This is a genomic window from Kitasatospora sp. NBC_00070, assembly GCF_045041205.1.
Classification (GTDB): Bacteria; Actinomycetota; Actinomycetes; order Streptomycetales; family Streptomycetaceae; genus Kitasatospora.
In genome coordinates this window covers 2,535,259-2,558,220 of record NZ_CP108247.1, presented here as the reverse complement: position 1 = coordinate 2,558,220, position 22,962 = coordinate 2,535,259, and the positions used below count along the sequence as shown (strand labels likewise).

The window sequence follows — 22,962 nt, the reverse complement described above, 5'->3', positions numbered from 1 at the left end:
GGCCCGTGAGCGGCGGCATGTCGGCTCACGGGCCCCGGTGCGTCCGTCGACGCCGGTGCGTCAGCGGTGCGCCGCGTATTCGGGGGTGTTCGCCGGGCGGGCTTGCGGCTGGTGCGGTGCGGCGGCCCGGCGCTGGGCCGCGACGGTCACCAGCAGCGCGGTGGACAGGGTGCCGAGCGCCACCGCGAAGGCGACCAGCACCGCGATCTCGAACACCCCCCGCGACCCGGAGACGGCGAGCAGCACCGCGGCCGCGGCCACCATGGTCAGGGTGCCGGTGGTGAGTTGGGCGATGGTGGGACGCGACATGACGGGACCGTCCTTCGCATGAGCCGTGCGCTGCCGGGGGAGAGAGCCTTGCCTTACCACGGTGTACCCCGCGCTCGGCCCGGGCAAGTACGCCTTCGGCCGACAACGGGGGCGCACGGGCTCACTCGGCTCCTCGGCTTCTGGGCTTCTGGGCTCCTGGGTACGGTGGCATCGAACAGCCGTAGTCGTCTGGGGGAAGTCCATGCCCGTGCCCGCCGATTGGCCCACCACCGAGGCCGAGGCCCTCGCCGTGCAGCAACGCCTGCGCGGCCTGGTCGAACCGTCCGGCCCCGCCCCGGCCGCCGACGCCCTGGTCGCCGGCGTGGACGTGGCCTACGACGACGACCGGGACGTGGTGGTCGCGGCGGCGGTCCTGCTCTCCCTGCCCACCCTGACGGTGGTGGAGGAGACCACCGCAACCGGGCGGATCAGCTTCCCGTACGTCCCCGGCCTGCTCGCCTTCCGCGAACTCCCCACCGTGCTGGACGCCTTGGCCGGTCTCCGGCACACCCCCGACCTGGTGGTCTGCGACGGGTACGGCCTCGCCCACCCACGCCGCCTCGGGCTCGCCAGCCACCTGGGGGTGCTCACCGGCCTCCGTACGCTCGGCGTCGCCAAGACGCCGTTCACCTTCGTGTTCGACCAGCCCGGTGCGGAGCGGGGTGCCACCGCGCCGCTGCTCGACCCCGAGACGGGTGAGGAGGTCGGTGCCGCCCTCCGCACCCGCGCAGGCACCAAGCCGGTCTTCGTCTCGGTCGGCCACCGCATCGGCCTGGCCGAATCCGTGGCCACCACCCTCAACCTGACGGCCGGCTACCGCCAGCCGGAGACCACCCGTCGGGCCGACGCACTCTGCCGACGGGCGCTGGCGGCGGCCGTGTCCTGATTCGGTACCAATCGCTCGCGCACCGTCACGTCGCCGTTCAGGCCGACAGCGGTATGTGTTAGACATGAGGGTTGTAGGCCCGTGTCCTCAAGACCGGGTCGTACCGGAACAGTTGATACCAGGGCATACCAGTCCAGCCCTGGCTCCACGGGGGAGGACAGTCGTGAGCACGGGGAACGGCGGCGGTGCCGGCTACCGCGTCGAGGTCGACAACCTACGGGCGTTCGCGTCGCAGGTACGGGGGTTGCTGGACGAGTTCCAGGCCCGTGCGGACGGCAGCCGAACGCACGGGCAGAGCGGGGTCGGGCGGTCCGCCTTCGGGACGTTTCCTGAGGCGCAGGCGCTGTTCGACAAGTACGAGCTCATGCGCGACAGCCTTCGGGCCGTACTGGACATGCTCCAGGACGCGATTAACGAGACTCAACACAAGGCAGAGCTGACTGCAGCCAACTACGAGGAGCAGGAGGCCGAGACCACGCGCGGCCTCAAGGTCAACTCCGATGGTTGGTCGGTTGGCAGCACGTCAGTTGTCAGCACGGCCGGGTATACGTCCCCCGTCCCGCGCCAGGGAGGCCCACAGGCGAGTCCCACGCCGCCTGCTGGCGCGCCCCCCATCGGCGGCGGCGTACTGCCGTCAACGTGGTAGGCGCTCAATTGATCAGTATTCCGCAACGGACAGGAGGCACCCGCCCATGAGCGGCCAGACCGATTTCAATAGCTACAGTCACGGCGATCTCCGTCGCATGGTCGGCAGTATGGACTCTGGCGGTGTCATGTCAGCAGCTGATCCCTGGCGCCGGGCCACTGACACGCTCAAGCAGATCCGTACTTCTCTTACTACAGCATCTTCTGATGCGACGGCCAGTTGGGAAGGCGCTACCAGCGAGGCATTCCACAGCAAGATGATCACGCTGGCCACGGGCATCAACAATGTTGCTGCCTATGCCAATGATGCCGCTGTCGCGCTCGAACTCATGTCTGCTGCCATCGACGAGGCGAAGCGCACAATGCCGGAGGAGCCAGGTTTCTGGTCCAAAGCGGCTGATGCCATCGGCGATACGGCTGCCGCCGCCACTGGAAGCGACGACGAGGACACCAAAACTGCGGTTACTGACGAGAAGAAGGCTCAGGCCGTCGCGGTCATGAATCTTCTGGCCAGTCGTTACCGCACGACCACGGAGTACCTCAAGCCCCCGCCAAACAGAATTTCTGATCCTTCAGAGGTTATTGCCCCTGACTCGGCGGGCCCTGCAGTACTCAGTGCGCTGATCATGGGTGGTGGTGTGGGACTCGCAGGATCGACAGGCGCGGGAAGCGCCTCAACCAAGTCGCGGGCGAGTGCTTCTCTTGGCGGCGCCAGTCCGCAGGCCCCCAAGAAGATTCAACCCAGTGGCCCTACAGATCCAGGCATCAAGGGAGGTACTGCCAACCCGCCGCCCAAGCCGCAGTCTCCGGCGCCCTTCGGGCCCGGAACCGGCATTGACGGCGGAGTGGTCTCCACCAAGCCTGGGACAACTGTCGGCACTGCTCCGGGCGCACACGGCAGCGGTCCCGGAGCGGGTGCAGGAGCTGGCAACGGATCTGTCAGTGGCGGCCTTGTCGGCGGTGGATCGGCTGGTGCTGGAGGCTCCAAGGCTGGCATCGCCGGTGGGACTGCTGGATCCAGGGGCCCGGGCGGAGCCAACTTTCGGGTCGGTGAAGCCGGCGTGGGTGGTCGGACCGGAAGCGCTTTCGGCGCTTCAGGAATGCCTGGGGCAGGTGGCGCAGCAGCTGGATCAGGCGGCAGCGGGGTAGGTGGCGGAGCGGGGTCGAGCTCCGCTCGTCGTGCTGGTGGCACTGCTGGTGCGATCGGCTCGGGCAGCGCTGGGCGTGGAGCCTTCACCGAGGGGGGATCCGGCCTTGGCCGTGCCCGTGGCCAGGGTGGCCAGGGTGCGATGGGTCAGGGTGGAGGTATGCCCGGGGCTTCGCAGCCTGGCAAGAAGGACAAGAAGGACAAGCGACGTCCGGACTACCTCGTCGAGGACGAGGAGACCTGGGCAACCGGGGCGCCGACCAACCCGAATGTGGTGGAGTGAGAGCTTGCTGAATCGGTCTGGCAGTGTGGATAGGTGACACTGTCCGCCTGAAAGGCTGTGCGACGAATCCAGTGAACGGAGTAGCGAGACTTGATGTCCAGTCGGCAGGTTCGGGGAGCAGCAGTACTCGTTCTGGGGTCCTTGTTGTGGGGGGCTGCTGCCGGTTCGGCTGGCGCAGACAATATTCGTGATGGGCAGTGGCCTATCGTGAAATTTGACGTCTCGAACAAGGTCTGGCCTGTGAGCCAGGGTGAGAATGTCATCGTTGCCGTTATCGATGGTGGCGTCTCGGCCAATCACCAGGATCTCGTGGGGCAGGTTTTGCCGGGGGCCGACTTTACTGGCGAACAGAGCGATGGGCGCATTGACAAGGATGGCCATGGTACTGCCATGGCCAGTCTTATCGCTGCACACGGGCACGGAAGTCAGGATGGAATCATCGGCCTTGCCCCAAAAGCAAAGATCCTGCCGATCCGAATCAACCTTGGCGGGGGTGTCGACGTCGTGAGCGCCCAGGACAACGAGGTTCCTGATGCGATTCGCTTTGCTGTCGACCATGGCGCCAAGGTCATCAATATGTCTTTTAATTCTGGATCTGGCCAAGCTGCCCGTGAAGCCATCAAGTATGCCATCGACAAAGATGTTGTCTTGGTCGCGGGTGCGGGAAACCTTGGGAATCATAGTGCGCCCGTAGGGTATCCCGCAGCTGTTCCTGGCGTAATGGCTGTCGGTGCTGTTGATAAGAACGGAAGCGTCTGGGAGAAATCCAACCGTGGCCCTGAGCTCACCTTGGTGGCGCCAGGGGTTGAAATTTTCTCGGCGGGCTACAAGACGACGACAGAATATCGCACAGCCAATGGCACGTCTGACGCGACTGCCTATGTTTCTGCGATTGCGGCGCTGGTGCGATCGAAGTATCCGGAACTGTCGGCCGGTCAGGTCATCAACCGGCTGATCAAGTCGGCGGTGATGCCCGAGGGGCAGAAGCAGCCGAACGACAGTTACGGCTACGGGATCGCGTCGGCTCAGAAGGCGTTGGCTGCCAACCCTGCCGTGGACAACGGCCCGAAGGAGAATCCGCTGCTGTCGCGGCCCGAGTCGCAGCGTCAGCCGGAGGGGTCCTCGGCCTCCCCGCAGCCGTCCGCTCCGGCTGACGGGAGTACGGCTGGTGGCAACCAGGCGGCGGCACCGAAGAGTGAAAGTGACGGCGGGATCCCGGTGTTCGTCTGGGCGATCGTCGGGATGTTGGCCGTTGTGGTGGTCGGCGGCGTGATCGTGCTGGCCCGGCGGAACAAGGGTGGGGGCAGTGGTCAGCCGCCTTACGGCGGTGGAGGCGGGGGCGGTGCGCCGCAGCAGCAGTTCCCGCAGTATCCGCCGCAGCAGCCGTACGGCGCACCGCAGCCGCCCCAGCAGCCCCAGCCCCCGTACGGGGGACAGCAGCCTCCGCAGCAGCCGTACCCGCCGCGGCCCGGCGATGGGGGCAACCCGTACCGCTGACACGCCCACGAATGGCGGACAATCCCCGTTCGGGGTGCGGCCCTTCGGGTACTGATGGCCCGTCAGTCATGCCATCGCACTCGAAGGGCCGTCCCGTTATGCGCAGTCGCAGTCACACGCACAGTCGCCGTCTGAAGTCCGTCCTGCCGGCGCTCCTGCTCGCGTTGAGCCTGGCCGCCCCGGGGGTGGCGGTGGCCGAGGGGGGTGAGGGGCATCCGCCGGCCAATGCCGAGGAGGCGAAGGTCTGTTCGGATCTGCTGGGGTGGGCGCAGGCGCTCGTGGGGCTGCCGGCCACGTCGGTCGAGTCGACCTGCACGGTCAAGTAGCGGCGGGTGTCGGGGTGGCCGCTCGGTGTTCGGTGGACAGGGCGGCCATCAGCAGGGTGTCGTGCCAGTGGCCGTCCCAGTGGTGGGACTCGCGGAGGCGGCCCTCGAGGGTGAAGCCGGCCTTCCGGTAGGCGCGTTGGGCCCGGGGGTTGAGGTCGTAGACCTCCAGGTGGACGCGGTGCAGGCCGACGGCGGTGAAGGCGTGGTCGAGCAGCAGGCCGATGGCCTCGGTGCCGAGGCCCCGGCCGGTGGCGGTCGGGACGAGGGCGATCCGGAAGGCGGCGGACCGGTTGTCGCGGTCCAGGTCGATCAGGGCGAGCTCGCCCAGGTAGCCGCCGTCCAGGTCCTCGACCGCGAGGTCGAGGCGGTCGGGCTGGTCGGCGCGGGTGGTGCACCACTCCTCGATCTCGGCGAGGGTGAACTCCCGGCGGGTGCCGGTGAGTCGGCGGATCTCGGGGTCCTGGGTGGCGTGCCAGAAGTGCTCGGCGTGCCGGACGGAGAGCGGGACCAGGCGGAGGCGTCGGCCGGTCAGCGTCGGCTTGGGCAGGAGGGCTGCGTCGTTGATCACCCGGCAGTTCTACCTACGGTCGGGCGTCGGCGCCACCGGAAATCGGTTGCCGCCGCCGGGAGAATGGCGGCATGAGCACCGCACCCCTGAACTGGCAGATCTCGCTGACGGCCGTGGACCACCCGGACGCGGCGACGGTCCTGTACGAGTACGTCGACGAGCTCGCCAGCCGTTACTACGGGCGCCCGGCGACCCATCCGGAGATCACCCGGGTGCTGGGCGACGGGGCGGATCTGCGGGAGCCCCGGGGAGCTCTGCTGGTGGCGCGGGACGGGGCCGAACCGGTCGGCTGCGTGGGGCTGCGCCGGCAGGGGGCGGGCCTGGCCGAGGGTGAGGTGGAGCTGACCCGGATGTACGTCCGGAAGGCGGCCCGCCGGGGCGGGGCGGGGGCCCGGCTGGTGGGTGCGGCCGAGGAGTTGGCCCGGATGCACGGGGCGGGGCTGGTCCGGCTGAACAGCCGGAAGGACCTGGTCGAGGCGATCGGGCTGTACCGCAGCCTCGGGTACCGGCCGACCGACCCGTACGGGGACGACCCGTACGCGGAGGTCTGGTTCGCCAAGGCACTCGGCTGACCAGGGCCGTTGCGGAAAACGGTTCGCCTCCGGCGGCTGCGCGGGGCAGACTGCCGGGGTGATCATTCGTGAGGCGACCGCGGCCGACTGGCCCGCCATCTGGCCCTTCCTGCACCGGATCGTCGCCGCCGGCGACACCTTCACCTGGCCCCGGGACATCTCCGAGGAACTGGCCCGGGAGATCTGGATGAAGCGGCCGCCGGGCCGGACGGTGGTCGCGGTGGCGGCGGACGGCACGGTGCTGGGCAGCGCCGAGACGCACCCCAACCAGATGGGTCCGGGTTCGCACATCGCCAACGCCGGGTTCATGGTGGACGCCGCGCACGCGGGCAAGGGGGTCGGCCGGGCGCTCTGCGCGCACGTGATCGAGCAGGCAAGGGCGGACGGCTACCGGGCGATCCAGTACAACGCGGTGGTGTCGACCAACACCCGGGCGGTGGAGCTGTGGAAGTCGTTCGGGTTCACGGTGCTGGCCGCCGTGCCGGAGGGCTTCCTGCACCCCGAACTCGGCTACGTCGACCTGCTGGTGATGTACCTCCCGCTCACCGGGCCCGAAGGGGCCGAGGCAGCCGGCCCGGTCGGCTGAGGCGGCGGGATCCCGGCGCTCGGTGGCTGCCGAACTCCTGTCCGCCGCAGAGCAGTTGGCCCGGGCCTTCGAGGCGGTGGGCGTCGACCGGTGGCAGTGCACCGGCGACCGCGGCGACGGCGCCGGGTTCACGGTCGAGTCGTTCGCCCGGTATCCGGTGCACCCCACCTGTACGACGTCACCGCCGGCCGGCCGGCCGGGCCTAGCCGACCGGCAGCCCTGCCTGCTCCGACCAGGCCCAAGCGGGCAGGCCGTGCGGTACGGCCTCGGCGAGCACCCGCTCCGGGGCCGTACCGGTCCGGACGGTCAGCACGAACCGGCGCTGGTCCGAGCCGGCCACCCGGTGGGGTTCGAAGGCGATGTGCGCGAACGGGGCGGTGGGGGTGGCGGCGTCCGCGAGGCGGGCCAACTCCGTCTCCACCAGCGCCCATTCGTCGGCCGGGACGTACTGGCGCATGATGGAGTGCCAGACCACGGTGAGCGTCCCCTCGGCCACCGACACCCGGCGGAGGAACTCGGCGGCACCGAGCCGTTCGACCGGCGCGGAATGCTTGGCGGCCAGCGCCAGCGCGCCGTCCAGGCGGGCGGCCCGTTCGGGGCGGTCGGCCCAGACGTACGCGCGCAGTGCGAGTGCGCCCTCCGGCGAGAGCGGGTCGATCGGGGTCAGGTCGCAGCCGCGCCGTTCGGTGAACTCCAGGTCGGGCAGCGGGCGGTCGGACCGGAACACCGGGTCGCCGCGCCAGGCGTCGGTCAGCCGGACGGGGGAGTCGGCCGGGCCGTGGGCGCCGCCGGACCACTCGCAGCGGAACCGGTCGGCGAGCAGGTTCAGCCCGGCGCTGGCGCCGAGTTCGAACAGCCGGACCGGTAGCGGGGCGTCCGCCGACAGGTGCAGCAGCCCGGCGATCAGCAGGTTGGCCCGGCCGGTCTCGTTGGTCTGCGGCGGCCTGGTGAGCCAGGTCCGGACCCAGTCGAGGTGCTCCGCGACGGTGGCCCGGAAGGCCGTCCAGGCGGCCTCCGGGACGGGCAGGGTGAACTCCCCGCCCGCGCTCGGGTAGTAGGCCGCCAGCGCCGGTGCGCGGCCGGTCAGCACCAGTGCGTGCACCCCGCCGAGCAGTCGGAGCGCGATCGCGTCCGGTCCGGGCGCCTGCTCGTACCCCGCGATCGCCGCCGCGCACGGGCCGCCGGCCGCCACGTCCAGCGCCGCCCGGCGGAGCAGGAACTCGTAGAGCGGGGAGCCGAGTTCACCGCAGGCGACGGCTTGCTGGTCGATCATCGCGGCGGCGTGCGGGAGTGGCACCGGAGGGCTCCTCGGTCGGGATCGACGACCACCCGTCAGGGGTGGGGTCTCCCATCATTGGCCCGCGCGGGGCTGCGGTGAAGGCGCCACCGGGGTGACGGTGATCACCGTGCGGTTCGCGGACCGCCGGGTACGGTCACCAGTCGGCCGCCGCGCGGAGCGCGTGCCGGAGCTGGCTGGCCACGCTCGCGGTGTCGGTGCCGACGACGTCGGCGATCTCCGGGGTGGCCAGGCCGACCACGTAGTGCAGGATGGCGAGGTCCTCGTCGGCGGCGGCGACCCGCTGGGCCTGGACCGGCACCCGGGTCGGATCGAACCGGCCGGCGACGGTGGCCCGCAGGATCCGCCAGGCGGCGGCCGTCGGGTTGGGGCTGCCGAGGATCTCCGCCCAGCGCGCAGCCATCGCCGCGAAGGCCTCCTCCACCACGGAGGCGGCCTGGCCGCCCTCGCGGAACCAGACCCGGGCGTAGCTCAGGTACCGGGGCTGGTGCAGTTCCCGAAAGGCGATGAACTCCACGGAGGAGAGAGGGTCATGACGGTCAGTCATATCAGCCTCTCGGATCGGGTGGGGCGACGTGGGCGGGTGGTGGGCGCGGGGCGACGGACGAGGGTCCGGAGAGGAGGGTGACAGGTGGTCCATGCTCACTCTAGGGCCTTGGGCGGCTGCTTTGAGTGACAAGTCCCATCAGATGGCCGGGATGGGTGCGATTGAGCCGTTGTGTGACGGATCGTCAGTTGCGACCGCTGCGCACCTGGTCAGGATGGGTAGAACGGCAGTGGCTGCAAGGGAGTTGGTGTGCCACCGTACCTCCATGGAGCCGCACGGACACCCGCATGAGCACCGGAACGAGCACCGTCACGACCACTCCCACGGACCCCGGCACGACCACTCCCACGATCCTGGTGCCGACCACGCCCACGCCCACGACCATGCCCACGGCCCGTCGCGCCGGCACCGGGCGGCACACCTGCTCCGGCCGCACTCGCACGACGCCGCCGAGCGGTTGGACAGCACCCTGGAGGGCTCGGCCGAGGGCCTGCGCACGCTCTGGATCTCGCTGGTGGTACTGGCGCTCACGGCGGGCGTGCAGGCGGTCGTGGTGGCGCTCTCCGGATCGGTCGCGCTGCTCGGGGACACCGTGCACAACCTGGCGGACGCGCTGACGGCGGTGCCGCTTGGGCTGGCCTTCCTGCTGGGCCGCCGGGCGGCCAACCGCCGCTACCCGTACGGCTACGGCCGGGCCGAGGACCTGGCCGGGGTGGCGGTGGTGGCGGTGGTCGCCGTCTCGGCGGTGTTCGCGGGGGTCACCGCCGTGCACCGGCTGCTGCACCCGCAGCCGGTCGGCCAGCTCTGGGCGGTGGTCGGCGCGGCGCTGGTCGGCTGCCTGGGCAACGAGTGGGTGGCCCGCTACCGGATCGGCACCGGGCGCCGGATCGGCTCCGCCGCCCTGGTCGCCGACGGACTGCACGCCCGGACCGACGGGCTGGCCTCGCTGGCCGTGCTGCTGGGTGCGGCGGGCAGCGCGGCGGGCTGGCGGGCGGCCGACCCGGTGGTCGGGCTGCTGATCACCGGGGTGATCCTGCTGGTGCTGCGGAGCTCCGCCCGGGAGGTCGGGCGACGGCTGATGGACGGCGTCGATCCGACGCTACTGGACGTGGTGGAACGGGAGTTGCGGGTGGTGCAGGGCGTTCAGGGGGTCGGTGCGCTGCGGCTGCGGTGGATCGGGCACTCGCTGCGGGCCGAGGCCGAGCTCCTGGTCGACGGCAGCCTCACGGTGACGGCCGGGCACCAGGTCGCCGAAGCCGCCGAACACGCCTTGATCCGGGCCGTCCCCCGCCTTCGCGCGGCCACTGTCCACCTCACGCCCTCCGCGGTCGCTCGACCGCTGGCGGGCTAGTACGTACGGATCATCTGTGCTGGGCTCGGCGTCACCCTGTGGTGGAGCCGCCTGCCGGCCGGGCCCCGAGCCCTCGGGAACCGCGGCGGTCGCCGTTCAGCAGGTGCGGTTGGGTTCCTCGGGCTTGCGGCGGGCGCGCTTGGCGGCCGCACCGGCGGCGGTGGCCGCGGCCGCCGCGGCGGCGGATGCGGCGGCGCGTCGGCTGGGCTGCTCGGGGATGCCGGCCGACTCGGCGGCTTCCCGCGCCTCGAGATAGGCGTGCACGGCGGCGATGCCGTAGACCGGCTGGATGAGCTGGTTTCCCTTGAAGAACGGTCGGGCCGGGGCGAAGCCGGCCGCGATCACCAGATCCCGGATCTCGGCTATCTCCTCCTCGGTCCGCGCGGTGAAGCGGACCTCCCAGCCTTTCTTGTACATGTGGCCGTCGTCGCCGCTGCGCCGGGCCAGGTCCGGCTGGCGGACGTAGCCGGGCAGGCGACCGAGGCGCAGCTGGGCAGCGCGCAGGGCGGCGGATTCGTCACGTGGCATGAGGCGATGTTAGGCAATCCTGAGGGGCGGCCGTGACCCCCGGACGGCGGTGAACTGTATGGCGCTCGTCACTCTGGGTCAGGCGTCGCAGGTGGTGGGGGGTCTGGGTGCGGTCGAGGGTGGCGGAACCACCAGGCGGAAAATCGGATGGTACAGGCCAAGTCCGATCTGTACCGGCATATGGCTGAACAACCTTTGGTCCGAATGGGTGAGGGTATGAGGACTTTAGTGCGGGCCAGTCCCGGTTTCGCGACGGTTGCGTAACGGTGCGTCAGGTCGTGGATGCGGATCGGGGGTGGATGGGGAGGGTTGTCGGCATGAGCAGCTACCAGATTCCGTCGCAGTCGCCCTCCCTCGAGGAGCTGGCCCGCCGCCAGCAGAACGTGATCACCGCCAGCCAGCTCCGGGCCCGCGGGGTGCCGACCAGGGTGGTCAGCGGCCACTGTCGCGAGGGGGGCCCGTGGCAGCGCCTGCTGCCGCGTGTCTACCTGCTGCAGGGTGGCGAGCCGACGCCGGAGCAGCGGATGTGGGCCGCGCTGCTGTACGCCGCGCAGAACGGTCGCGAGGAGGGCGGCCGGGACGGTGCGGTGATCACCGGCGCGGCGGCGCTCGCGCTGTACGGCTTCAGCTCCGCGCCCCGGCTGCCCGCCGTGACCGGGGTGGAGGTGCTGGTGCCCCGGCAGCGTCGGCTGAAGGACGCGGGGGAGGTCCGGATCCGGCGCACGGAGCGGGAGTTGGTGGCCCGGTCGGTGCACGGGCTGGCCTGCGCCCCGGTGGCCAGGGCGGTGGCCGACACGTTGCGGGAGTGGACCGACGCGGGTGCCTTCGACACCGGCGAGGTGCCGGCCGGGCAGCTCAGGGCGGTGCTCAGGGAGGCACTGGCGAAGACCGAATCTGGCTGCACGCTGCGGGAGTTGATGGCCGAGCTGCGGGAGGCCGACCTGCTGGGCGAGGAGCGGGTGCGGGCCGCGGCGGACGAACTGCTGGCGGCGGAGCGGGAGTCGGTGCTCGGCCGGATCGGCGAGCTGGTGGACGAGTGGCTGCTGCCGGCCCCGCTGGCCGGGCCCGAACTGCGGATGCGGGGCGGCACGTTCGTGGCCGTGCCGGACCTGTACTGGCCGGCCGCCGCGGTCGCGGTGGAGGTGGACTCGGAGCTGCGCTGCGTCAGTGAGGGCGAGGCGGCCTGGGTGCGGGGCGGGCAGCACCGGATGGAGTACCTGGGCGTCCGGGTGGTGTACGTCTCGGGGGCCCGGCTCGCCGCCGAGCCGGATGCGGTCGGCGACGAGCTGCGGGAGGCGTTCCTGGCGGGCGGTACCGATGTGGTGGAGCTGCTGGCGACCGGTCATGAGTGAACGGCCGCACGACCCGGGGGAGGAGCCGCGGGCTGAGCCGTCGAGGTCCGGACGGATCAGCCGCGGACGATCGGTGTCCCGGTCAACTCGACGCCGGCGTCCCTGAGTTGGATCAGTGCGGCCTCGGTGGTCGGGGCCGCGACGGCTGCGGTGAGGTCGAGCAGGACCCGGGTGGTGAAGCCCTCCCGCCGGGCGTCCAGCGCGGTGGCCCGGACGCAGTGGTCGGTGGCGATCCCCACCACGTCCACCTCGGTGACGTCCCGCCTCCGCAGCCAGTCGGCCAGCGTCGCCCCGTTCTCGTCGAAGCCCTCGAACCCGCTGTAGGCCGCCGCGTGCGCGCCCTTGTCGAAGACCGCCTCGATCGCGCCCGAGATCACCGCCGGCGAGAAGTTCGGGTGGAAGCCCACCCCCTCCGTCCCGGCCAGGCAGTGCACCGGCCAGGAGTCGACGTAGTCGGGCTCGGCGGAGAAGTGCGGCCCCGGGTCGATGTGGTGGTCCCGGGTGGCGCAGATGTGCGCGTAGCCGGGAGTCCCCTCGGCGATCAGGTCGGTGATCGCGGCGGCCACCTCGGCGCCGCCGGCCACGGCCAGGCTGCCGCCCTCGCAGAAGTCGTTCTGCACGTCCACGACGATCAGTGCCCGATGCATGGGGTTGCTTCCTTCTCCGCCACCGGGGGCGGTGTGGTGGGCCTCGATGGTGGCCACTGTAGGGAGTTACGCGCGTAGGCGAAAGGGGCGAGGCCCGGCCGGGCGGTCGAGCGGGTGCCCGGCCGGGCGCTGCTCGGCGGGTCCGGTCAGGACCCCAGCCGCAGCTCGGTCGGCAGGACCGGCTCGCCCTTGGAGAGCTGGGTGGCGGAGAGCGGCAGCGAGTCCCGGACCCGGAGGTGGCGGTCCCGGGCGGCGGTGAGCGGCTCGCGGCCGACCACCTTGCCGCCGCGGATCAGCGGCACGTGCAGCAGGTACGGCTCCAGCTCGGCCGGGACCGGCCCGGTGCCGACCACCTCGGCCGCCGCCACGCCCTCGGCGTCCGGCTGCCGGGCGGCCCACTTGCGGCCGCCGACGCTGGACTTGGCGCCGGCCGAGCGCTTGGCCACCGAGACCAGCGGCCCGTCCGGCCCGGCGGCCCGGGCGACCAGCTTGTAGACCATCGCGCAGGTCGGTTCCCCGCTGCCGGTGACCAGGCTGGTGCCGACGCCGTAGCCGTCCACCGGCGCGGCGGCCAGCGCGGCGATGGCGTACTCGTCCAGGTCGGAGGTGACGATGATCCGGGTGCCGGTGGCGCCGAGCTCGTCCAGCTGGCGGCGGACCCGGTGGGCCAGCAGGGTGAGGTCGCCGGAGTCGATCCGGACCGCGCCGAGCCCGGTGCCCGCCACCTCGACGGCGGTGCGCACCGCCTCGTTCAGGTCGTAGGTGTCGATCAGCAGGGTGGTGCCCCGGCCCATCGAGTCGATCTGCGCGGTGAAGGCGTCCCGCTCGCTGTCGTGCAGCAGGGTGAAGGCGTGCGCGGCGGTGCCGGTGGTCGGGATGCCGTAGGCGAAGCCCGCGGCCAGGTCGGAGGTGGCGCCGAAGCCGGCCACGTACGCGGCCCGGGCGGCCGCCACGGCGGCGTCCTCGTGCGCCCGGCGGGCGCCCATCTCGATGCACGGCCGGCCGCCCGCCGCACTGGTCATCCGGGAGGCGGCGGCGGCGATCGCCGAGTCGTGGTTGAGGATCGACAGGATCAGCGTCTCCAGGATCACCGCCTCGGCGAAGCTGCCCTCCACGGTGAGCAGCGGCGAGCCGGGGAAGTAGACCTCGCCCTCGGGGTAGCCGTGGATGTCGCCGGAGAACCGGTAGTCGGCCAGGTAGCGCAGCGTGGTCTCGTCGACCACCCCCTGGCCGGCCAGCCAGTCGAGTTGCGGGGTGGTGAAACGGAAGTCCTCGACCGCGTCGAGCACCCGGCCGACCCCGGCCAGCACGCCGTAGCGGCGGCCGTCGGGCAGTCGGCGGGTGAACACCTCGAAGACCGAGCGCCGGTGGGCGGCGCCGCTGCGCAGGGCGGCCTGCAGCATGGTCAGCTCGTAACGGTCGGTGAGCAGCGCCGTGGAGCGGCGCACGGTGTCGGCATCCATGGGGATGATGCTACTGGACTTAGCGTCAGTTTGACGATTTCTCGTCCCGATCGACCCGGATTCGCTCGCACGTCCCCCGGATGGAAGCATGAGAGGCGGTAATCCGTGTCCCGACGAGGAGTGCAGCCGTGAGTGTCGCGCCCGTGGAGATCGAGCGCCCGGAGGTCGAAGGCATTCCAGCGGTGGAGCCCGACACCCCCTGGGTCACGATCGTCCACAACGACCCGGTCAACCTGATGAGTTACGTCCAGTACGTCTTCCAGGCCTACTTCGGCTTCCCGAAGGAGAAGGCCAGGACGCTGATGATGGAGGTGCACCAGAAGGGCCGCGCCGTGGTCTCCGGCGGCTCCCGCGAGGAGATGGAGCGGGACGTCCAGGCGATGCACGGCTACGGCCTGTGGGCCACGCTCCAGCACGACTGACCAACCACTCCACCACGACGACGGGTTGACGACTAATCATGGTTCGGCTGTTCGAGAGCACGGGTGACGGCGGCGCGCGGGCCGCGCTGGACGAGGGCGACGCCGTCCTGCTGCGCTCGCTGTTCCTGCAGGTGCTGGAGATGATCGGCCCGGGTCCGGCCGAGAACGACGACCCGCTGGCCGCGCTGTTCGCCGAGGGGCCCAGCAAGCCGCCCGCCGACCCGGCGCTGGCGCGGCTGTTCCCGGACGCCTACGGCGATCCCGGCAAGCCGGACGACCAGGAGGCGGTCGCGTACTCGGCCGAGTTCCGCCGCTACACCGAGCCCGACCTGCGGGCCCGCAAGCGGGAGGACGTGCTCGCGGTGATCCGGACCCTGGACGGCCTGGGCGCGGGCGAGTCGCTGACGCTGCCGGCCGAGGAGTGCCCGCGCTGGCTCGGGGCCACCAACGACCTGCGGCTGATCCTCGGCACCCGGCTGGAGGTCACCGAGGACGACGACTTCTTCGCGCTGCCGGACGACGACCCGGCCAAGCCGCTGGCGATGGCGTACCTGTGGCTCGGCGCGCTCCAGGAGTCGCTGCTGGAGGCGATCTCCGACTGACCCGGCCACCCGGAACCCCCGTCCCACCCCTTGGGACGGGGGTTCCGGCATTTCCGGCATACCGTCACCAGACCTGACATCCCATGCTCAAATATCGCTCAGATACGCACCGGTATCCGGGGCACGCGTGGTACGACTGCCACTCCCCACGAGTCAAGGACGGTGGCCCATGACGCAGCAACAGTTCGACGAGGTGACCGACCCGGTACCGGACGAGGAGGGCTACGCCCGAGGTCTGGGCAGCCGTCAGATCCAGATGATCGCGATCGGTGGCGCGATCGGCACCGGCCTGTTCCTCGGCGCCGGCACCGCCATCTCCAAGGCGGGCCCGAGCCTGATCCTCAGCTACGCCGTGGCCGGCCTGGTGATCTTCGCGATCATGCGGGCGCTCGGCGAGCTGCTGACGTACCGTCCGGTCTCCGGCAGCTTCGCCGAGTACGCCCGGGAGTTCCTCGGCCCGTTCGCGGGCTACGTGACCGGCTGGACGTACTGGCTGTTCTGGGTGGTCACCGGGATGGCCGAGACCACCGCCGCCGCCGTGTACGTGAAGTTCTGGGCGCCGGGCATCCCGCAGTGGATCTCCGCGCTGGTCTTCCTGGTGATCCTGTACGGCGCCAACCTGATCTCGGTGAAGCTGTTCGGCGAGATCGAGTTCTGGTTCTCGATGATCAAGGTGACCGCGATCATCGGCATGATCCTGATCGGCATCGGGGTGCTCACCCTGGGCTTCAGCGACGCCGGTGACACCGCCGCGCTGAGCAACCTCTGGTCGGACGGCGGCTTCTTCCCCAAGGGCATCGGCTCCACCGTGATGACCCTGCAGATCGTCATGTTCGCCTACCTCGGTGTCGAGCTGGTCGGCGTCACGGCGGGGGAGAGCCAGAACCCGCAGAAGACCCTGCCGCGCGCGATCAACACCCTGCCCTGGCGGATCGCGCTGTTCTACATCGGTGCGCTGGTGGTCATCCTGGCCGTGGTGCCGTGGCGGGAGTTCGCCCCCGGGGTCAGCCCGTTCGTGGCCGCCTTCGAGAAGATGGGCATCCCGGCGGCGGCCGGGATCATCAACTTCGTGGTGCTCACCGCCGCGCTCTCCTCCTGCAACTCCGGCATGTACTCCACCGGCCGGATGCTCCGCGACCTCGCGCTGCGCGGCCAGGCCCCCGGGCAGCTCACCTCGCTCAACGCGCGGAAGACGCCGGCCGCCGCGATCACCGTCTCCTGCCTGCTGATGGGCCTCGGCGTGGTGCTCAACTACCTGGCCCCGGCCAAGGCGTTCGAGTACATCACCTCGGTCGCCACCGTCTGCGGCCTGTGGACCTGGGCGATGATCCTGATCTGCCAGATCCGCTACCGGACCGCCTGGAAGGCCGGGCACCTGCCCGCGCCGACCTTCAAGGCGCCGGGCGGACCGGTGGCCAGCTGGGCCGCGCTGGCCTTCCTGGTGATGGTGATCGTGCTGATCGCGATCGACGAGGACAGCCGGATCTCGCTGTACGTCTTCCCGTTCTGGGCCGCCCTGCTGGTGATCGGCTACCAGGCGCTCAAGCGCCGCCGGCCGGAGGCCGTGGTGCCGCACGGGCACGACCACGTCCACGCCCGGTCCGATGACTGAGACGGCCGCCGGGGCGCACCGCGACGGCTGGCTATCCTGACCCGATGCTGACCATCACCCGAGAGCTGCACGACGCGATCGTCGCCCACTCCCGTGCCGACCACCCGGACGAGGCCTGCGGCGTGGTCGCGGGCCCGGCCGGCAGCGGCCGCCCCGAGCGGTTCGTCCCGATGCTCAACGCGGCCCGTTCGCCCACCTTCTACGAGTTCGACTCCGGCGACCTGCTCAAGCTCTACCGCGAGATGGACGACCGGGACGAGGAGCCGGTGATCGTCTACCACTCGCACACCGCCACCGAGGCCTACCCGTCGCGGACCGACGTCAGCTACGCCTCCGAGCCGGAGGCCCACTACGTGCTGGTCTCCACGGCGGAGGGCACCGGGCCCGGTGACCCGTTCCAGTTCCGCTCGTTCCGGATCGTGGACGGTGTGATCACGGAGGAAGACGTCGAGATCGTCGAGGCGTACCCCGCCTGACCCACTCCCGGCCCGCCGCACCGCCCGACCGGGCCGGTACGGCGGGCCGAGGCGTTCCCGGACCCGGTCGTCTCACCAGGAGATACGGAAACATCCGGATGTCGAGACGGAGATGTCGGAGCGGGGGCGGGAATCTATACGATGAGCCCATGCGTTCCGTCGATGTGAGCAACCAGGCCCCGGGCATCCGCCTCGTGGCGCGCCTGCACGTCGACCTGTGCCGGCTCGCCAGCGCGATCTGTCCCGGCCCCGCCGACGCCCGCTGACCTCGGCACCAACCGCTTTTCCCCGGTCTCCGGGGCCACCCTCCCCTGCCGCGCCCGCGGCCACCGAACTCACCCGATCAGGAGCGCAGCCATGGCCATCGAGGTCCGCATCCCCACCATCCTCCGCACGTACACCGACGGCCAGAAGGCCGTCGAGGGCGCCGGCGCCAACCTCGGCGAGCTGTTCGCCGACCTGGACGCCCGGCACCCGGGCATCGCCGCCCGCCTGCTGGACGGCGGCGAGCTGCGCCGCTTCGTCAACGTCTACCTGAACGACGAGGACGTGCGCTTCCTGGAGGGCATCGGCACCGGCCTGACCGACGGCGACAGCGTCACCATCCTCCCCGCCGTGGCCGGCGGCTGAAGACCCGCCACCCCGATCCGCTCCTCGACTGCCGGAGGCTCCGTCAGATGAAGTACGACAGCCCGCTCGAAGCCGTCGGCAACACTCCGCTGGTCCGGCTGCCCCGGATCTCCGCCGCCGTGCCCGGCAACGGGAACGGGCTGGTGACCCTCTGGGCCAAGCTGGAGGACCGCAACCCGACCGGTTCGATCAAGGACCGGCCGGCCCTGCACATGATCGAGCGGGCCGAGGCGGCGGGGCTGCTCACCCCCGGCTGCACCATCCTGGAGCCGACCAGCGGCAACACCGGCATCTCGCTCGCCATGGCGGCCAAGCTCAAGGGCTACCGGATGGTCTGCGTGATGCCGGAGAACACCAGCGAGGAGCGTCGCGAGCTGCTCCGGATGTGGGGCGCGGAGATCATCCCCTCGCCCGCCGCCGGCGGCTCCAACACCGCCGTCCGGATCGCCAAGGAGATCGCCGCCGAGCACCCGGACTGGGTGATGCTCTACCAGTACGGCAACCCGGACAACGCCGGTGCGCACTACGCCGGCACCGGCCCGGAGATCCTCGCCGACCTCCCCGGCATCACCCACTTCGTGGCGGGCCTCGGCACCACCGGCACCCTGATGGGCGTCGGCCGCTACCTGCGGGAGAAGTCCCCGGGCGTCCAGATCGTCGCGGCCGAGCCGCGCTACGACGACCTGGTCTACGGGCTGCGCAACCTGGACGAGGGCTTCGTCCCCGAGCTGTACGACGCCGAGGTGCTCACCACCCGGTTCTCGGTCGGCTCGGCCGACGCCGTCCGCCGCACCCGCGAGCTGCTCCAGCAGGAGGGCATCTTCGCGGGCGTGTCGACCGGCGCCATCCTGCACGCCGCGATCGGGGTCGGCCGCAAGGCCGCCCAGGCGGGCGAGCGGGCCGAGGTGGTCTTCGTGGTCGCCGACGGCGGCTGGAAGTACCTGTCCACCGGCATCTACACCGCTGAGTCGACCGAGGCCGCGGTCGAGGCGCTGCAGGGGCAGCTCTGGGCCTGAGGCCCCGTCGGTCCGAGCGGTACGGCGCGGTTCCCGCCTGGCGGGGGCCGCGCCGTCCGTCGTTCAGCGCAGCGCCCGCCGGGCCTTCGTCCAGGTCGCCCCGTCCAACGGCCCGACCCGTCGGCGGAACGCCCGCAGCGGCACCTCGCGCAGCTCGTCCGTCTCCAGCCAGCTGGCCCGGCCCTGCCGGTCGCCGACCGCGCCCGGGGGCAGCGCCAGCACGCCCGGGCGGTCGTCGTGCCGCTTGCTGGTGATCTTCGCGACGGTGGCGGTCCGCCGGTTCACCCGCAGCACCAGGCACGGCCGGTCCTTCGTCCCCGGCCCGTCCTCGAACGGCACCTCGGCCCACCACACCTCGCGGGGCGCCGGTCCTCCGGACGGCGCAGCGGGCCGCCCGGACGGCCGCCGTCGGCGGACGGCGACCAGCACCGCGAGCAGGACCAGCACGACCAACGCCGCAAGCAGCCATTTCTCCATCCGCAGACCGTACAACCAGGTCCCGATCCGGCTGTGACAGTCGGGGATTTATCCGTTTGGTGCTGCTGATTTGTCACGGAACGACCACGGAGTCCGTTCTGCACTAAAGATTCTCGTTGGGCCGGAAAAGCTGATCGTGACTCCCCGAGAGCAGCCTCGGAACCCTCCCTGAAGGTGGCCCAGATGTCCTCACGCAGCGACGAGTTGTGGTCGTACACCGAGATCGCCAGGCACATCAACGTCCAGCCCGACACCGTCCGCAACTACCGCCGGCACGGCCTGCTGCCCGATCCGGACATGATCGACGGCAGCGGCCATCCGCGCTGGTTCGCGGGCACCATCCGCGCCTGGGCCCGGAACCGCCCCGGCAACCGCTGAGCCCGCCCGCCCGCCGAACCGCCCCCGTCCCCGCCCCGCGCCCGGCGCGGCCCGTTCTGGTGACATCAGCCACAGCACGGCACGGAGACGGGGGCAAAGTGCCTCCCGGCCCTTACTCTCGTCTGGCAGCCGGCCGCTACCACCAGGTAGCTCCGCAGGCACGGACCATGACCCATCGGGGTGGAGGGGCTCGGCATGAAACTGACCGTGGTGGGGTGCTCGGGAAGCTTCCCGTCCGCCGAGTCGCCCTGCTCCAGCTACCTGATCGAGGCCGACGGCTTCCGGGTGGTGCTCGACCTCGGCAACGGCGCGCTCGGCGCCCTGCAGAAGTACTGCGGCCTGTACGACATCGACGCGGTGCTGCTCAGTCACCTGCACGCGGACCACTGCATCGACCTCTGCGCCTACTGGGTGGCCCGGAACTACCGGCTGGAGGGCTGCCCCGAGCCCGTCCCGGTGTACGGCCCGGCCGGTACGGCCGGCCGGCTGGCCCGGGCGTACGACATGCCCGAGCAGCCCGGGATGACCGAGGTCTTCGACTTCCACACCCTCACCGAGGGCAGCTTCCGGCTCGGCCCGCTGACCGTCACGACGGTCCGGGTCAGCCACCCGGTGGAGACCTTCGCGTTCCGGATCGAGCACGGCGGCCGCAGCCTGGTGTACTCCGGCGACACCGGCGAGTGCGCCGAGCTGGTCGAACTCGCCCGGGGTGCCGACCTGTTCCTCTGCGAGGCGGCCTACACCCACGGCAAGGAGACCTTCGCGGCCGTGCACCTGAACGGCCGCGAGGCGGGCGAGCACGCGGCCGCCGCCGGGGTCGGCCGCCTGGTGCTCACCCACATCCCGCCGTGGACCGACCCCGAGATCAACCACCGCGACGCGGCCGCGGTCTACGCCGGCCCGGTCGAGCTGGCCCGCCCGGGCGCCACGTACGAGCTCTAGGCCCTACTCCTACTCGGCGAGGTGCCCGCGCAGGGTCGTGCCGGTGTACTCGGTGCGGTGCAGGCCGCGCCGCTGCAGGATCGGCACCACCTGGTCGACGAAGTCGTCCAGGCCGCCCGGCGTCAGGTGCGGGACCAGGATGAAGCCGTCGGCGGCGTCGGTCGCGACGTGCTCCGCCAGTTGGTCGGCCACCGACTCCGGGGTGCCGACGAAGGAGTGACGCCCGCTCAGCTCGATCACCAGCTCGCGCGAGCTGAGGCCGCGTTCGGTCGCCAGCTTCCGGTAGCGGGCCGCGATCTCCAGCGGGTCGCCGAGCCTGGTGCGGCCCTGCACCAGGTCGGAGTTGACCACCGGGTCGCCGGCCGGCAGCGGCCCGTCCGGGTCGTGGTCCGACAGGTCGACGCCCCAGACCTGCTCCAGGAAGGCCAGTGCCGTCCTCGGCGGGACCTGGGCCCGGCGGATCTCGGCCGACCTGCGGGCCGCCTCGGCCTCGGTGGAGCCGAGCGCGAAAGTCACCCCCGGCATGATCCGCAGGTCGTCCGGCCGTCGGCCGTACCGGGCCAGCCGCCGCTTCACGTCGGTGTGGAAGGCCCGGCCGGCCTCCAGCGTGCTGTGCCGGCTGAACACCACGTCGGCGTGCTCGGCGGCGAACTCCCGTCCGTCGTCGGAGTCCCCGGCCTGGATCACCACCGGCCGGCCCTGCGGCGAGGGCGGCAGCGGACCGGCCGCCTCGACGGTGAAGTGCGGGCCGTCGTGCCGGACCACCTTGCCGTCCGACTCCCAGAGCTCCCGGGCCAGCCGGACGAACTCGGCGGCCCGGTGGTAGCGGTCGGCGTGCTCCAGGTAGCCGCCCCGGCGGAAGTTCGCCCCGGTGAAGGCGTCGTTCGAGGTGACCACGTTCCAGGCCGCCCGGCCGCCCGAGAGGTGGTCCAACGAGGCCAGCCGGCGGGCGAGTTCGTACGGCTCGTTGAAGGTGGCGCTGACCGTGGCGGCCAGGCCGAGGTGGGTGGTGACGGCGGCCAGCGCGTTCAGCACCGTGATCGCCTCCGGCCGCCCGACCACGTCCAGGTCGTGGATCCGGCCCTTCACCTCGCGCAGCCGCAGGCCCTCGGCGAGGAAGAAGAAGTCGAACCGGCCGCGCTCGGCGGTCTCGGCCAGGTGCCGGAAGGAGCTGAACTCGATCTGGCTCCGGGAGGCCGGATCGGCCCAGACGGTGGTGTTGTTGACGCCGGGGAAGTGCGCCGCGAGGTGGATCTGCTTCGGGGTCGACTTCGTGCTCATCGGGCCGCTCCGACCGCGTAGCGGCTGGCCGGACGGGCCAGGCCGAGGCGCTCCCGCAGGGTGCCGCCGCTCACCGGCGGGCGGCCGAGCCGGTCGGTCGCCGCCACGAACCGGGTGAGGTCGTCGGGGAGTTGCCGGGCCACCAGGTGCAGCCCGTCCACCGCGCCGAGCCAGTCGGCGGGCCGGACCTCGGGCCCCACCCTGACCAGCACCCGGAACTGGTCCGGATCGCGGCCGTGCCCGCTGACCAGCTCGCGCAGGCTCGCCCGGACAGCTGCGGCTCCGGTCGGTGTGGCCGCCTCCAGCAGCACCACGTCCGCCTGACGGACCGCCAGCTCCCGCCTGGCACCCCGGTCCCCGTGGTCGAGCCGGACCACCACCACGGGGCGGCCCTGAGGCGGCCTGGGGGTGATGGAGGGGCCCTTCACCGAGAAGTACGGGCCCTCGAAGTCGACGTAGTGCAGCTTCTCCCGGTCGACGAAGCGGCCGGTGGCCCGGTCCCGGATCTCCGCGTCGTCCTCCCAGCTGTCCCAGAGCCGGGCGGCCACCTCGACCGTGTCGGCGGCCTCCCGCCAGAGCTCCTCGGCCGGGAGCAGCGGGCGCCGTCCGACGGTGGCGGCCTCCGCCTCGGTGCCGGAGACGTCGACCAGCCAGCCGGCCCGGCCCTCGCTCACCCAGTCCAGGGTGTTGACCGCGATCGAGGTGTGGAACGGCTCGGTGTGCGTGGTGGTGACGGTCGGCACCAGGCCGATCCTGCTGGTGGCCGGGGCGATCCGGGCGAACACGGCGAGCGCGTCCAGGCCGGGGCTGAAGGAGTCGTCCAGCGTGACGAAGTCCAGCCCGCCGCGCTCGGCGAGCCGGGCGAGGGCGGTGAAGTGTCCTGCGGTCAGCGGCCCGGGGCCGTCCAGACCGGCGGAGAGATGGAACGAAGGCGACGAAGGCATGGCAGGGCCTTGGCTTTCCTGGGAGGGGTCGAGGCGGCGGAGGAGTCAGCCGCGTCGACACGCCGCCGACCACACGCGACCGAAGTCGATGTGGCTGCGGGTGACCAGGATGCGAGAGGCGTGCACGCCCCAAGTGGACCAGTGATCTTGGCAGTTCGTCAACCACCCGCAGAACGGA

Annotated in this window: 28 protein-coding genes; 18 read left to right on the top strand and 10 right to left on the bottom strand. The window is 71.5% G+C overall.

Translation table 11 applies throughout. From position 1 onward, the window contains the following. Positions 1-60: 60 nt before the first annotated feature. Positions 61-309 (bottom strand): hypothetical protein, encoded by a 249-nt coding sequence (locus tag OHV05_RS11780; RefSeq protein ID WP_403043406.1) that lies wholly within the window; start codon positions 307-309, stop codon positions 61-63. Positions 310-511: 202 nt separating this feature from the next. Here OHV05_RS11780 and OHV05_RS11775 point away from each other — a divergent pair, with 202 nt between their 5' ends. The 5 genes from OHV05_RS11775 to OHV05_RS11755 all read left to right on the top strand — a co-directional run bounded on the left by OHV05_RS11775 (position 512) and on the right by OHV05_RS11755 (position 5,093). Further along, a complete protein-coding gene (locus OHV05_RS11775) occupies positions 512-1,195 on the top strand; it encodes an endonuclease V (protein WP_405017630.1) in 684 nt (227 codons plus the stop codon). A 163-nt stretch (positions 1,196-1,358) separates the two neighbouring features. After that, positions 1,359-1,841: a hypothetical protein gene (locus OHV05_RS11770; protein ID WP_405017629.1), complete on the top strand. Its 483-nt coding sequence runs from the start codon at positions 1,359-1,361 to the stop codon at positions 1,839-1,841. Positions 1,842-1,887: 46 nt separating this feature from the next. Then, a complete protein-coding gene (locus OHV05_RS11765; RefSeq protein ID WP_405017628.1) occupies positions 1,888-3,270 on the top strand; it encodes a WXG100 family type VII secretion target in 1,383 nt (460 codons plus the stop codon). A 207-nt stretch (positions 3,271-3,477) separates the two neighbouring features. Beyond that, entirely contained in the window at positions 3,478-4,767 is a 1,290-nt protein-coding gene (locus OHV05_RS11760; RefSeq protein ID WP_405017627.1) for a S8 family serine peptidase, read from the top strand. A gap of 98 nt (positions 4,768-4,865) precedes the next feature. Then, positions 4,866-5,093, top strand: a complete 228-nt coding sequence (locus tag OHV05_RS11755; protein ID WP_405017626.1) for a hypothetical protein — start codon at positions 4,866-4,868, stop codon at positions 5,091-5,093. Here OHV05_RS11755 and OHV05_RS11750 read toward each other — a convergent pair. After that, complete coding sequence (locus tag OHV05_RS11750) at positions 5,086-5,661, bottom strand: GNAT family N-acetyltransferase (RefSeq protein ID WP_405017625.1); 576 nt, start codon at positions 5,659-5,661, stop codon at positions 5,086-5,088. The two genes, OHV05_RS11755 and OHV05_RS11750, sit on opposite strands and share 8 nt — an antisense overlap. 71 nt (positions 5,662-5,732) lie before the next feature. Here OHV05_RS11750 and OHV05_RS11745 point away from each other — a divergent pair, with 71 nt between their 5' ends. Together OHV05_RS11745 and OHV05_RS11740 are read left to right on the top strand one after the other, a co-directional pair. After that, positions 5,733-6,233 (top strand): GNAT family N-acetyltransferase, encoded by a 501-nt coding sequence (locus OHV05_RS11745; protein ID WP_405017624.1) that lies wholly within the window; start codon positions 5,733-5,735, stop codon positions 6,231-6,233. Between the two features lie 58 nt (positions 6,234-6,291). Beyond that, positions 6,292-6,819 (top strand): GNAT family N-acetyltransferase, encoded by a 528-nt coding sequence (locus tag OHV05_RS11740; protein ID WP_405017623.1) that lies wholly within the window; start codon positions 6,292-6,294, stop codon positions 6,817-6,819. A 202-nt stretch (positions 6,820-7,021) separates the two neighbouring features. On the opposite strand, the gene OHV05_RS11735 is transcribed toward OHV05_RS11740, so the two are convergent. Beyond that, positions 7,022-8,116 (bottom strand): DUF2332 domain-containing protein, encoded by a 1,095-nt coding sequence (locus OHV05_RS11735; protein WP_405017622.1) that lies wholly within the window; start codon positions 8,114-8,116, stop codon positions 7,022-7,024. Positions 8,117-8,252: 136 nt separating this feature from the next. Beyond that, on the bottom strand, positions 8,253-8,663 hold the full coding sequence (locus tag OHV05_RS11730) for a hypothetical protein (RefSeq protein WP_403042706.1): 411 nt from the start codon (positions 8,661-8,663) through the stop codon (positions 8,253-8,255). A 265-nt stretch (positions 8,664-8,928) separates the two neighbouring features. On the opposite strand from OHV05_RS11730, the gene OHV05_RS11725 reads away from it, so the two are divergent. Then, a complete protein-coding gene (locus OHV05_RS11725) occupies positions 8,929-10,014 on the top strand; it encodes a cation diffusion facilitator family transporter (protein WP_405017621.1) in 1,086 nt (361 codons plus the stop codon). A gap of 96 nt (positions 10,015-10,110) precedes the next feature. Here the strand turns inward: OHV05_RS11725 and OHV05_RS11720 are convergent, their stop codons facing one another. Beyond that, positions 10,111-10,542: a hypothetical protein gene (locus OHV05_RS11720; protein ID WP_403042711.1), complete on the bottom strand. Its 432-nt coding sequence runs from the start codon at positions 10,540-10,542 to the stop codon at positions 10,111-10,113. 317 nt (positions 10,543-10,859) lie between these two features. On the opposite strand from OHV05_RS11720, the gene OHV05_RS11715 reads away from it, so the two are divergent. Continuing rightward, positions 10,860-11,894 carry a hypothetical protein gene (locus OHV05_RS11715; protein WP_405017620.1) on the top strand — a complete coding sequence of 345 codons (1,035 nt, stop codon included), beginning with the start codon at positions 10,860-10,862 and terminating at the stop codon, positions 11,892-11,894. A gap of 56 nt (positions 11,895-11,950) precedes the next feature. Here OHV05_RS11715 and OHV05_RS11710 read toward each other — a convergent pair whose 3' ends face one another. After that, complete coding sequence (locus OHV05_RS11710) at positions 11,951-12,541, bottom strand: isochorismatase family protein (RefSeq protein WP_405017619.1); 591 nt, start codon at positions 12,539-12,541, stop codon at positions 11,951-11,953. 146 nt (positions 12,542-12,687) lie between these two features. Continuing rightward, entirely contained in the window at positions 12,688-14,004 is a 1,317-nt protein-coding gene (locus tag OHV05_RS11705; RefSeq protein WP_405017618.1) for a nicotinate phosphoribosyltransferase, read from the bottom strand. A gap of 128 nt (positions 14,005-14,132) precedes the next feature. On the opposite strand from OHV05_RS11705, the gene clpS reads away from it, so the two are divergent. From clpS to OHV05_RS11670, 7 genes are all read left to right on the top strand, one after another. After that, positions 14,133-14,426, top strand: a complete 294-nt coding sequence (gene clpS, locus OHV05_RS11700) for an ATP-dependent Clp protease adapter ClpS (RefSeq protein WP_405017617.1) — start codon at positions 14,133-14,135, stop codon at positions 14,424-14,426. Between the two features lie 38 nt (positions 14,427-14,464). Continuing rightward, positions 14,465-15,028 carry a DUF2017 domain-containing protein gene (locus OHV05_RS11695; RefSeq protein ID WP_405017616.1) on the top strand — a complete coding sequence of 188 codons (564 nt, stop codon included), beginning with the start codon at positions 14,465-14,467 and terminating at the stop codon, positions 15,026-15,028. 169 nt (positions 15,029-15,197) lie between these two features. After that, a complete protein-coding gene (locus tag OHV05_RS11690) occupies positions 15,198-16,640 on the top strand; it encodes an amino acid permease (RefSeq protein ID WP_405017615.1) in 1,443 nt (480 codons plus the stop codon). Between the two features lie 44 nt (positions 16,641-16,684). Further along, positions 16,685-17,116: a Mov34/MPN/PAD-1 family protein gene (locus tag OHV05_RS11685; protein WP_403042726.1), complete on the top strand. Its 432-nt coding sequence runs from the start codon at positions 16,685-16,687 to the stop codon at positions 17,114-17,116. Positions 17,117-17,265: 149 nt separating this feature from the next. Further along, complete coding sequence (locus OHV05_RS11680; RefSeq protein ID WP_313068514.1) at positions 17,266-17,382, top strand: putative leader peptide; 117 nt, start codon at positions 17,266-17,268, stop codon at positions 17,380-17,382. A gap of 91 nt (positions 17,383-17,473) precedes the next feature. Beyond that, complete coding sequence (locus OHV05_RS11675) at positions 17,474-17,746, top strand: MoaD/ThiS family protein (RefSeq protein ID WP_057237604.1); 273 nt, start codon at positions 17,474-17,476, stop codon at positions 17,744-17,746. 47 nt (positions 17,747-17,793) lie between these two features. Then, the gene (locus OHV05_RS11670) at positions 17,794-18,762 is read left to right on the top strand and encodes a PLP-dependent cysteine synthase family protein (protein ID WP_405017614.1); all 969 of its coding nucleotides are present in this window, start codon (positions 17,794-17,796) and stop codon (positions 18,760-18,762) included. A 63-nt stretch (positions 18,763-18,825) separates the two neighbouring features. Here OHV05_RS11670 and OHV05_RS11665 read toward each other — a convergent pair whose 3' ends face one another. After that, on the bottom strand, positions 18,826-19,239 hold the full coding sequence (locus tag OHV05_RS11665; protein ID WP_405017613.1) for a type II toxin-antitoxin system PemK/MazF family toxin: 414 nt from the start codon (positions 19,237-19,239) through the stop codon (positions 18,826-18,828). Between the two features lie 183 nt (positions 19,240-19,422). Between OHV05_RS11665 and OHV05_RS11660 the strand changes: the two genes are divergently transcribed. Then, the gene (locus OHV05_RS11660; protein WP_350676554.1) at positions 19,423-19,617 is read left to right on the top strand and encodes a MarR family transcriptional regulator; all 195 of its coding nucleotides are present in this window, start codon (positions 19,423-19,425) and stop codon (positions 19,615-19,617) included. 195 nt (positions 19,618-19,812) lie between these two features. Next, complete coding sequence (locus OHV05_RS11655) at positions 19,813-20,559, top strand: MBL fold metallo-hydrolase (RefSeq protein ID WP_405017612.1); 747 nt, start codon at positions 19,813-19,815, stop codon at positions 20,557-20,559. A gap of 9 nt (positions 20,560-20,568) precedes the next feature. On the opposite strand, the gene OHV05_RS11650 is transcribed toward OHV05_RS11655, so the two are convergent. Together OHV05_RS11650 and OHV05_RS11645 are read right to left on the bottom strand one after the other, a co-directional pair. Further along, a complete protein-coding gene (locus OHV05_RS11650; protein WP_405017611.1) occupies positions 20,569-21,840 on the bottom strand; it encodes an LLM class flavin-dependent oxidoreductase in 1,272 nt (423 codons plus the stop codon). Continuing rightward, a complete protein-coding gene (locus OHV05_RS11645; protein ID WP_405017610.1) occupies positions 21,837-22,784 on the bottom strand; it encodes an LLM class flavin-dependent oxidoreductase in 948 nt (315 codons plus the stop codon). The genes OHV05_RS11650 and OHV05_RS11645 overlap by 4 nt, the downstream gene beginning before the upstream one ends. Positions 22,785-22,962: the final 178 nt, after the last annotated feature.

Coding starts and splice junctions, on each gene's coding strand:
- OHV05_RS11780 (WP_403043406.1), bottom strand. CDS start 309: ATGTCGCGTCCCACCATCGCCCAACTCACCACCGGCACCCTGACCATG.
- OHV05_RS11775 (WP_405017630.1), top strand. CDS start 512: ATGCCCGTGCCCGCCGATTGGCCCACCACCGAGGCCGAGGCCCTCGCC.
- OHV05_RS11765 (WP_405017628.1), top strand. CDS start 1,888: ATGAGCGGCCAGACCGATTTCAATAGCTACAGTCACGGCGATCTCCGT.
- OHV05_RS11755 (WP_405017626.1), top strand. CDS start 4,866: ATGCGCAGTCGCAGTCACACGCACAGTCGCCGTCTGAAGTCCGTCCTG.
- OHV05_RS11745 (WP_405017624.1), top strand. CDS start 5,733: ATGAGCACCGCACCCCTGAACTGGCAGATCTCGCTGACGGCCGTGGAC.
- OHV05_RS11730 (WP_403042706.1), bottom strand. CDS start 8,663: ATGACTGACCGTCATGACCCTCTCTCCTCCGTGGAGTTCATCGCCTTT.
- OHV05_RS11725 (WP_405017621.1), top strand. CDS start 8,929: ATGGAGCCGCACGGACACCCGCATGAGCACCGGAACGAGCACCGTCAC.
- OHV05_RS11720 (WP_403042711.1), bottom strand. CDS start 10,542: ATGCCACGTGACGAATCCGCCGCCCTGCGCGCTGCCCAGCTGCGCCTC.
- OHV05_RS11715 (WP_405017620.1), top strand. CDS start 10,860: ATGAGCAGCTACCAGATTCCGTCGCAGTCGCCCTCCCTCGAGGAGCTG.
- OHV05_RS11710 (WP_405017619.1), bottom strand. CDS start 12,541: ATGCATCGGGCACTGATCGTCGTGGACGTGCAGAACGACTTCTGCGAG.
- OHV05_RS11705 (WP_405017618.1), bottom strand. CDS start 14,004: ATGGATGCCGACACCGTGCGCCGCTCCACGGCGCTGCTCACCGACCGT.
- OHV05_RS11695 (WP_405017616.1), top strand. CDS start 14,465: ATGGTTCGGCTGTTCGAGAGCACGGGTGACGGCGGCGCGCGGGCCGCG.
- OHV05_RS11690 (WP_405017615.1), top strand. CDS start 15,198: ATGACGCAGCAACAGTTCGACGAGGTGACCGACCCGGTACCGGACGAG.
- OHV05_RS11685 (WP_403042726.1), top strand. CDS start 16,685: ATGCTGACCATCACCCGAGAGCTGCACGACGCGATCGTCGCCCACTCC.
- OHV05_RS11680 (WP_313068514.1), top strand. CDS start 17,266: ATGCGTTCCGTCGATGTGAGCAACCAGGCCCCGGGCATCCGCCTCGTG.
- OHV05_RS11675 (WP_057237604.1), top strand. CDS start 17,474: ATGGCCATCGAGGTCCGCATCCCCACCATCCTCCGCACGTACACCGAC.
- OHV05_RS11670 (WP_405017614.1), top strand. CDS start 17,794: ATGAAGTACGACAGCCCGCTCGAAGCCGTCGGCAACACTCCGCTGGTC.
- OHV05_RS11665 (WP_405017613.1), bottom strand. CDS start 19,239: ATGGAGAAATGGCTGCTTGCGGCGTTGGTCGTGCTGGTCCTGCTCGCG.
- OHV05_RS11660 (WP_350676554.1), top strand. CDS start 19,423: ATGTCCTCACGCAGCGACGAGTTGTGGTCGTACACCGAGATCGCCAGG.
- OHV05_RS11655 (WP_405017612.1), top strand. CDS start 19,813: ATGAAACTGACCGTGGTGGGGTGCTCGGGAAGCTTCCCGTCCGCCGAG.
- OHV05_RS11650 (WP_405017611.1), bottom strand. CDS start 21,840: ATGAGCACGAAGTCGACCCCGAAGCAGATCCACCTCGCGGCGCACTTC.
- OHV05_RS11645 (WP_405017610.1), bottom strand. CDS start 22,784: ATGCCTTCGTCGCCTTCGTTCCATCTCTCCGCCGGTCTGGACGGCCCC.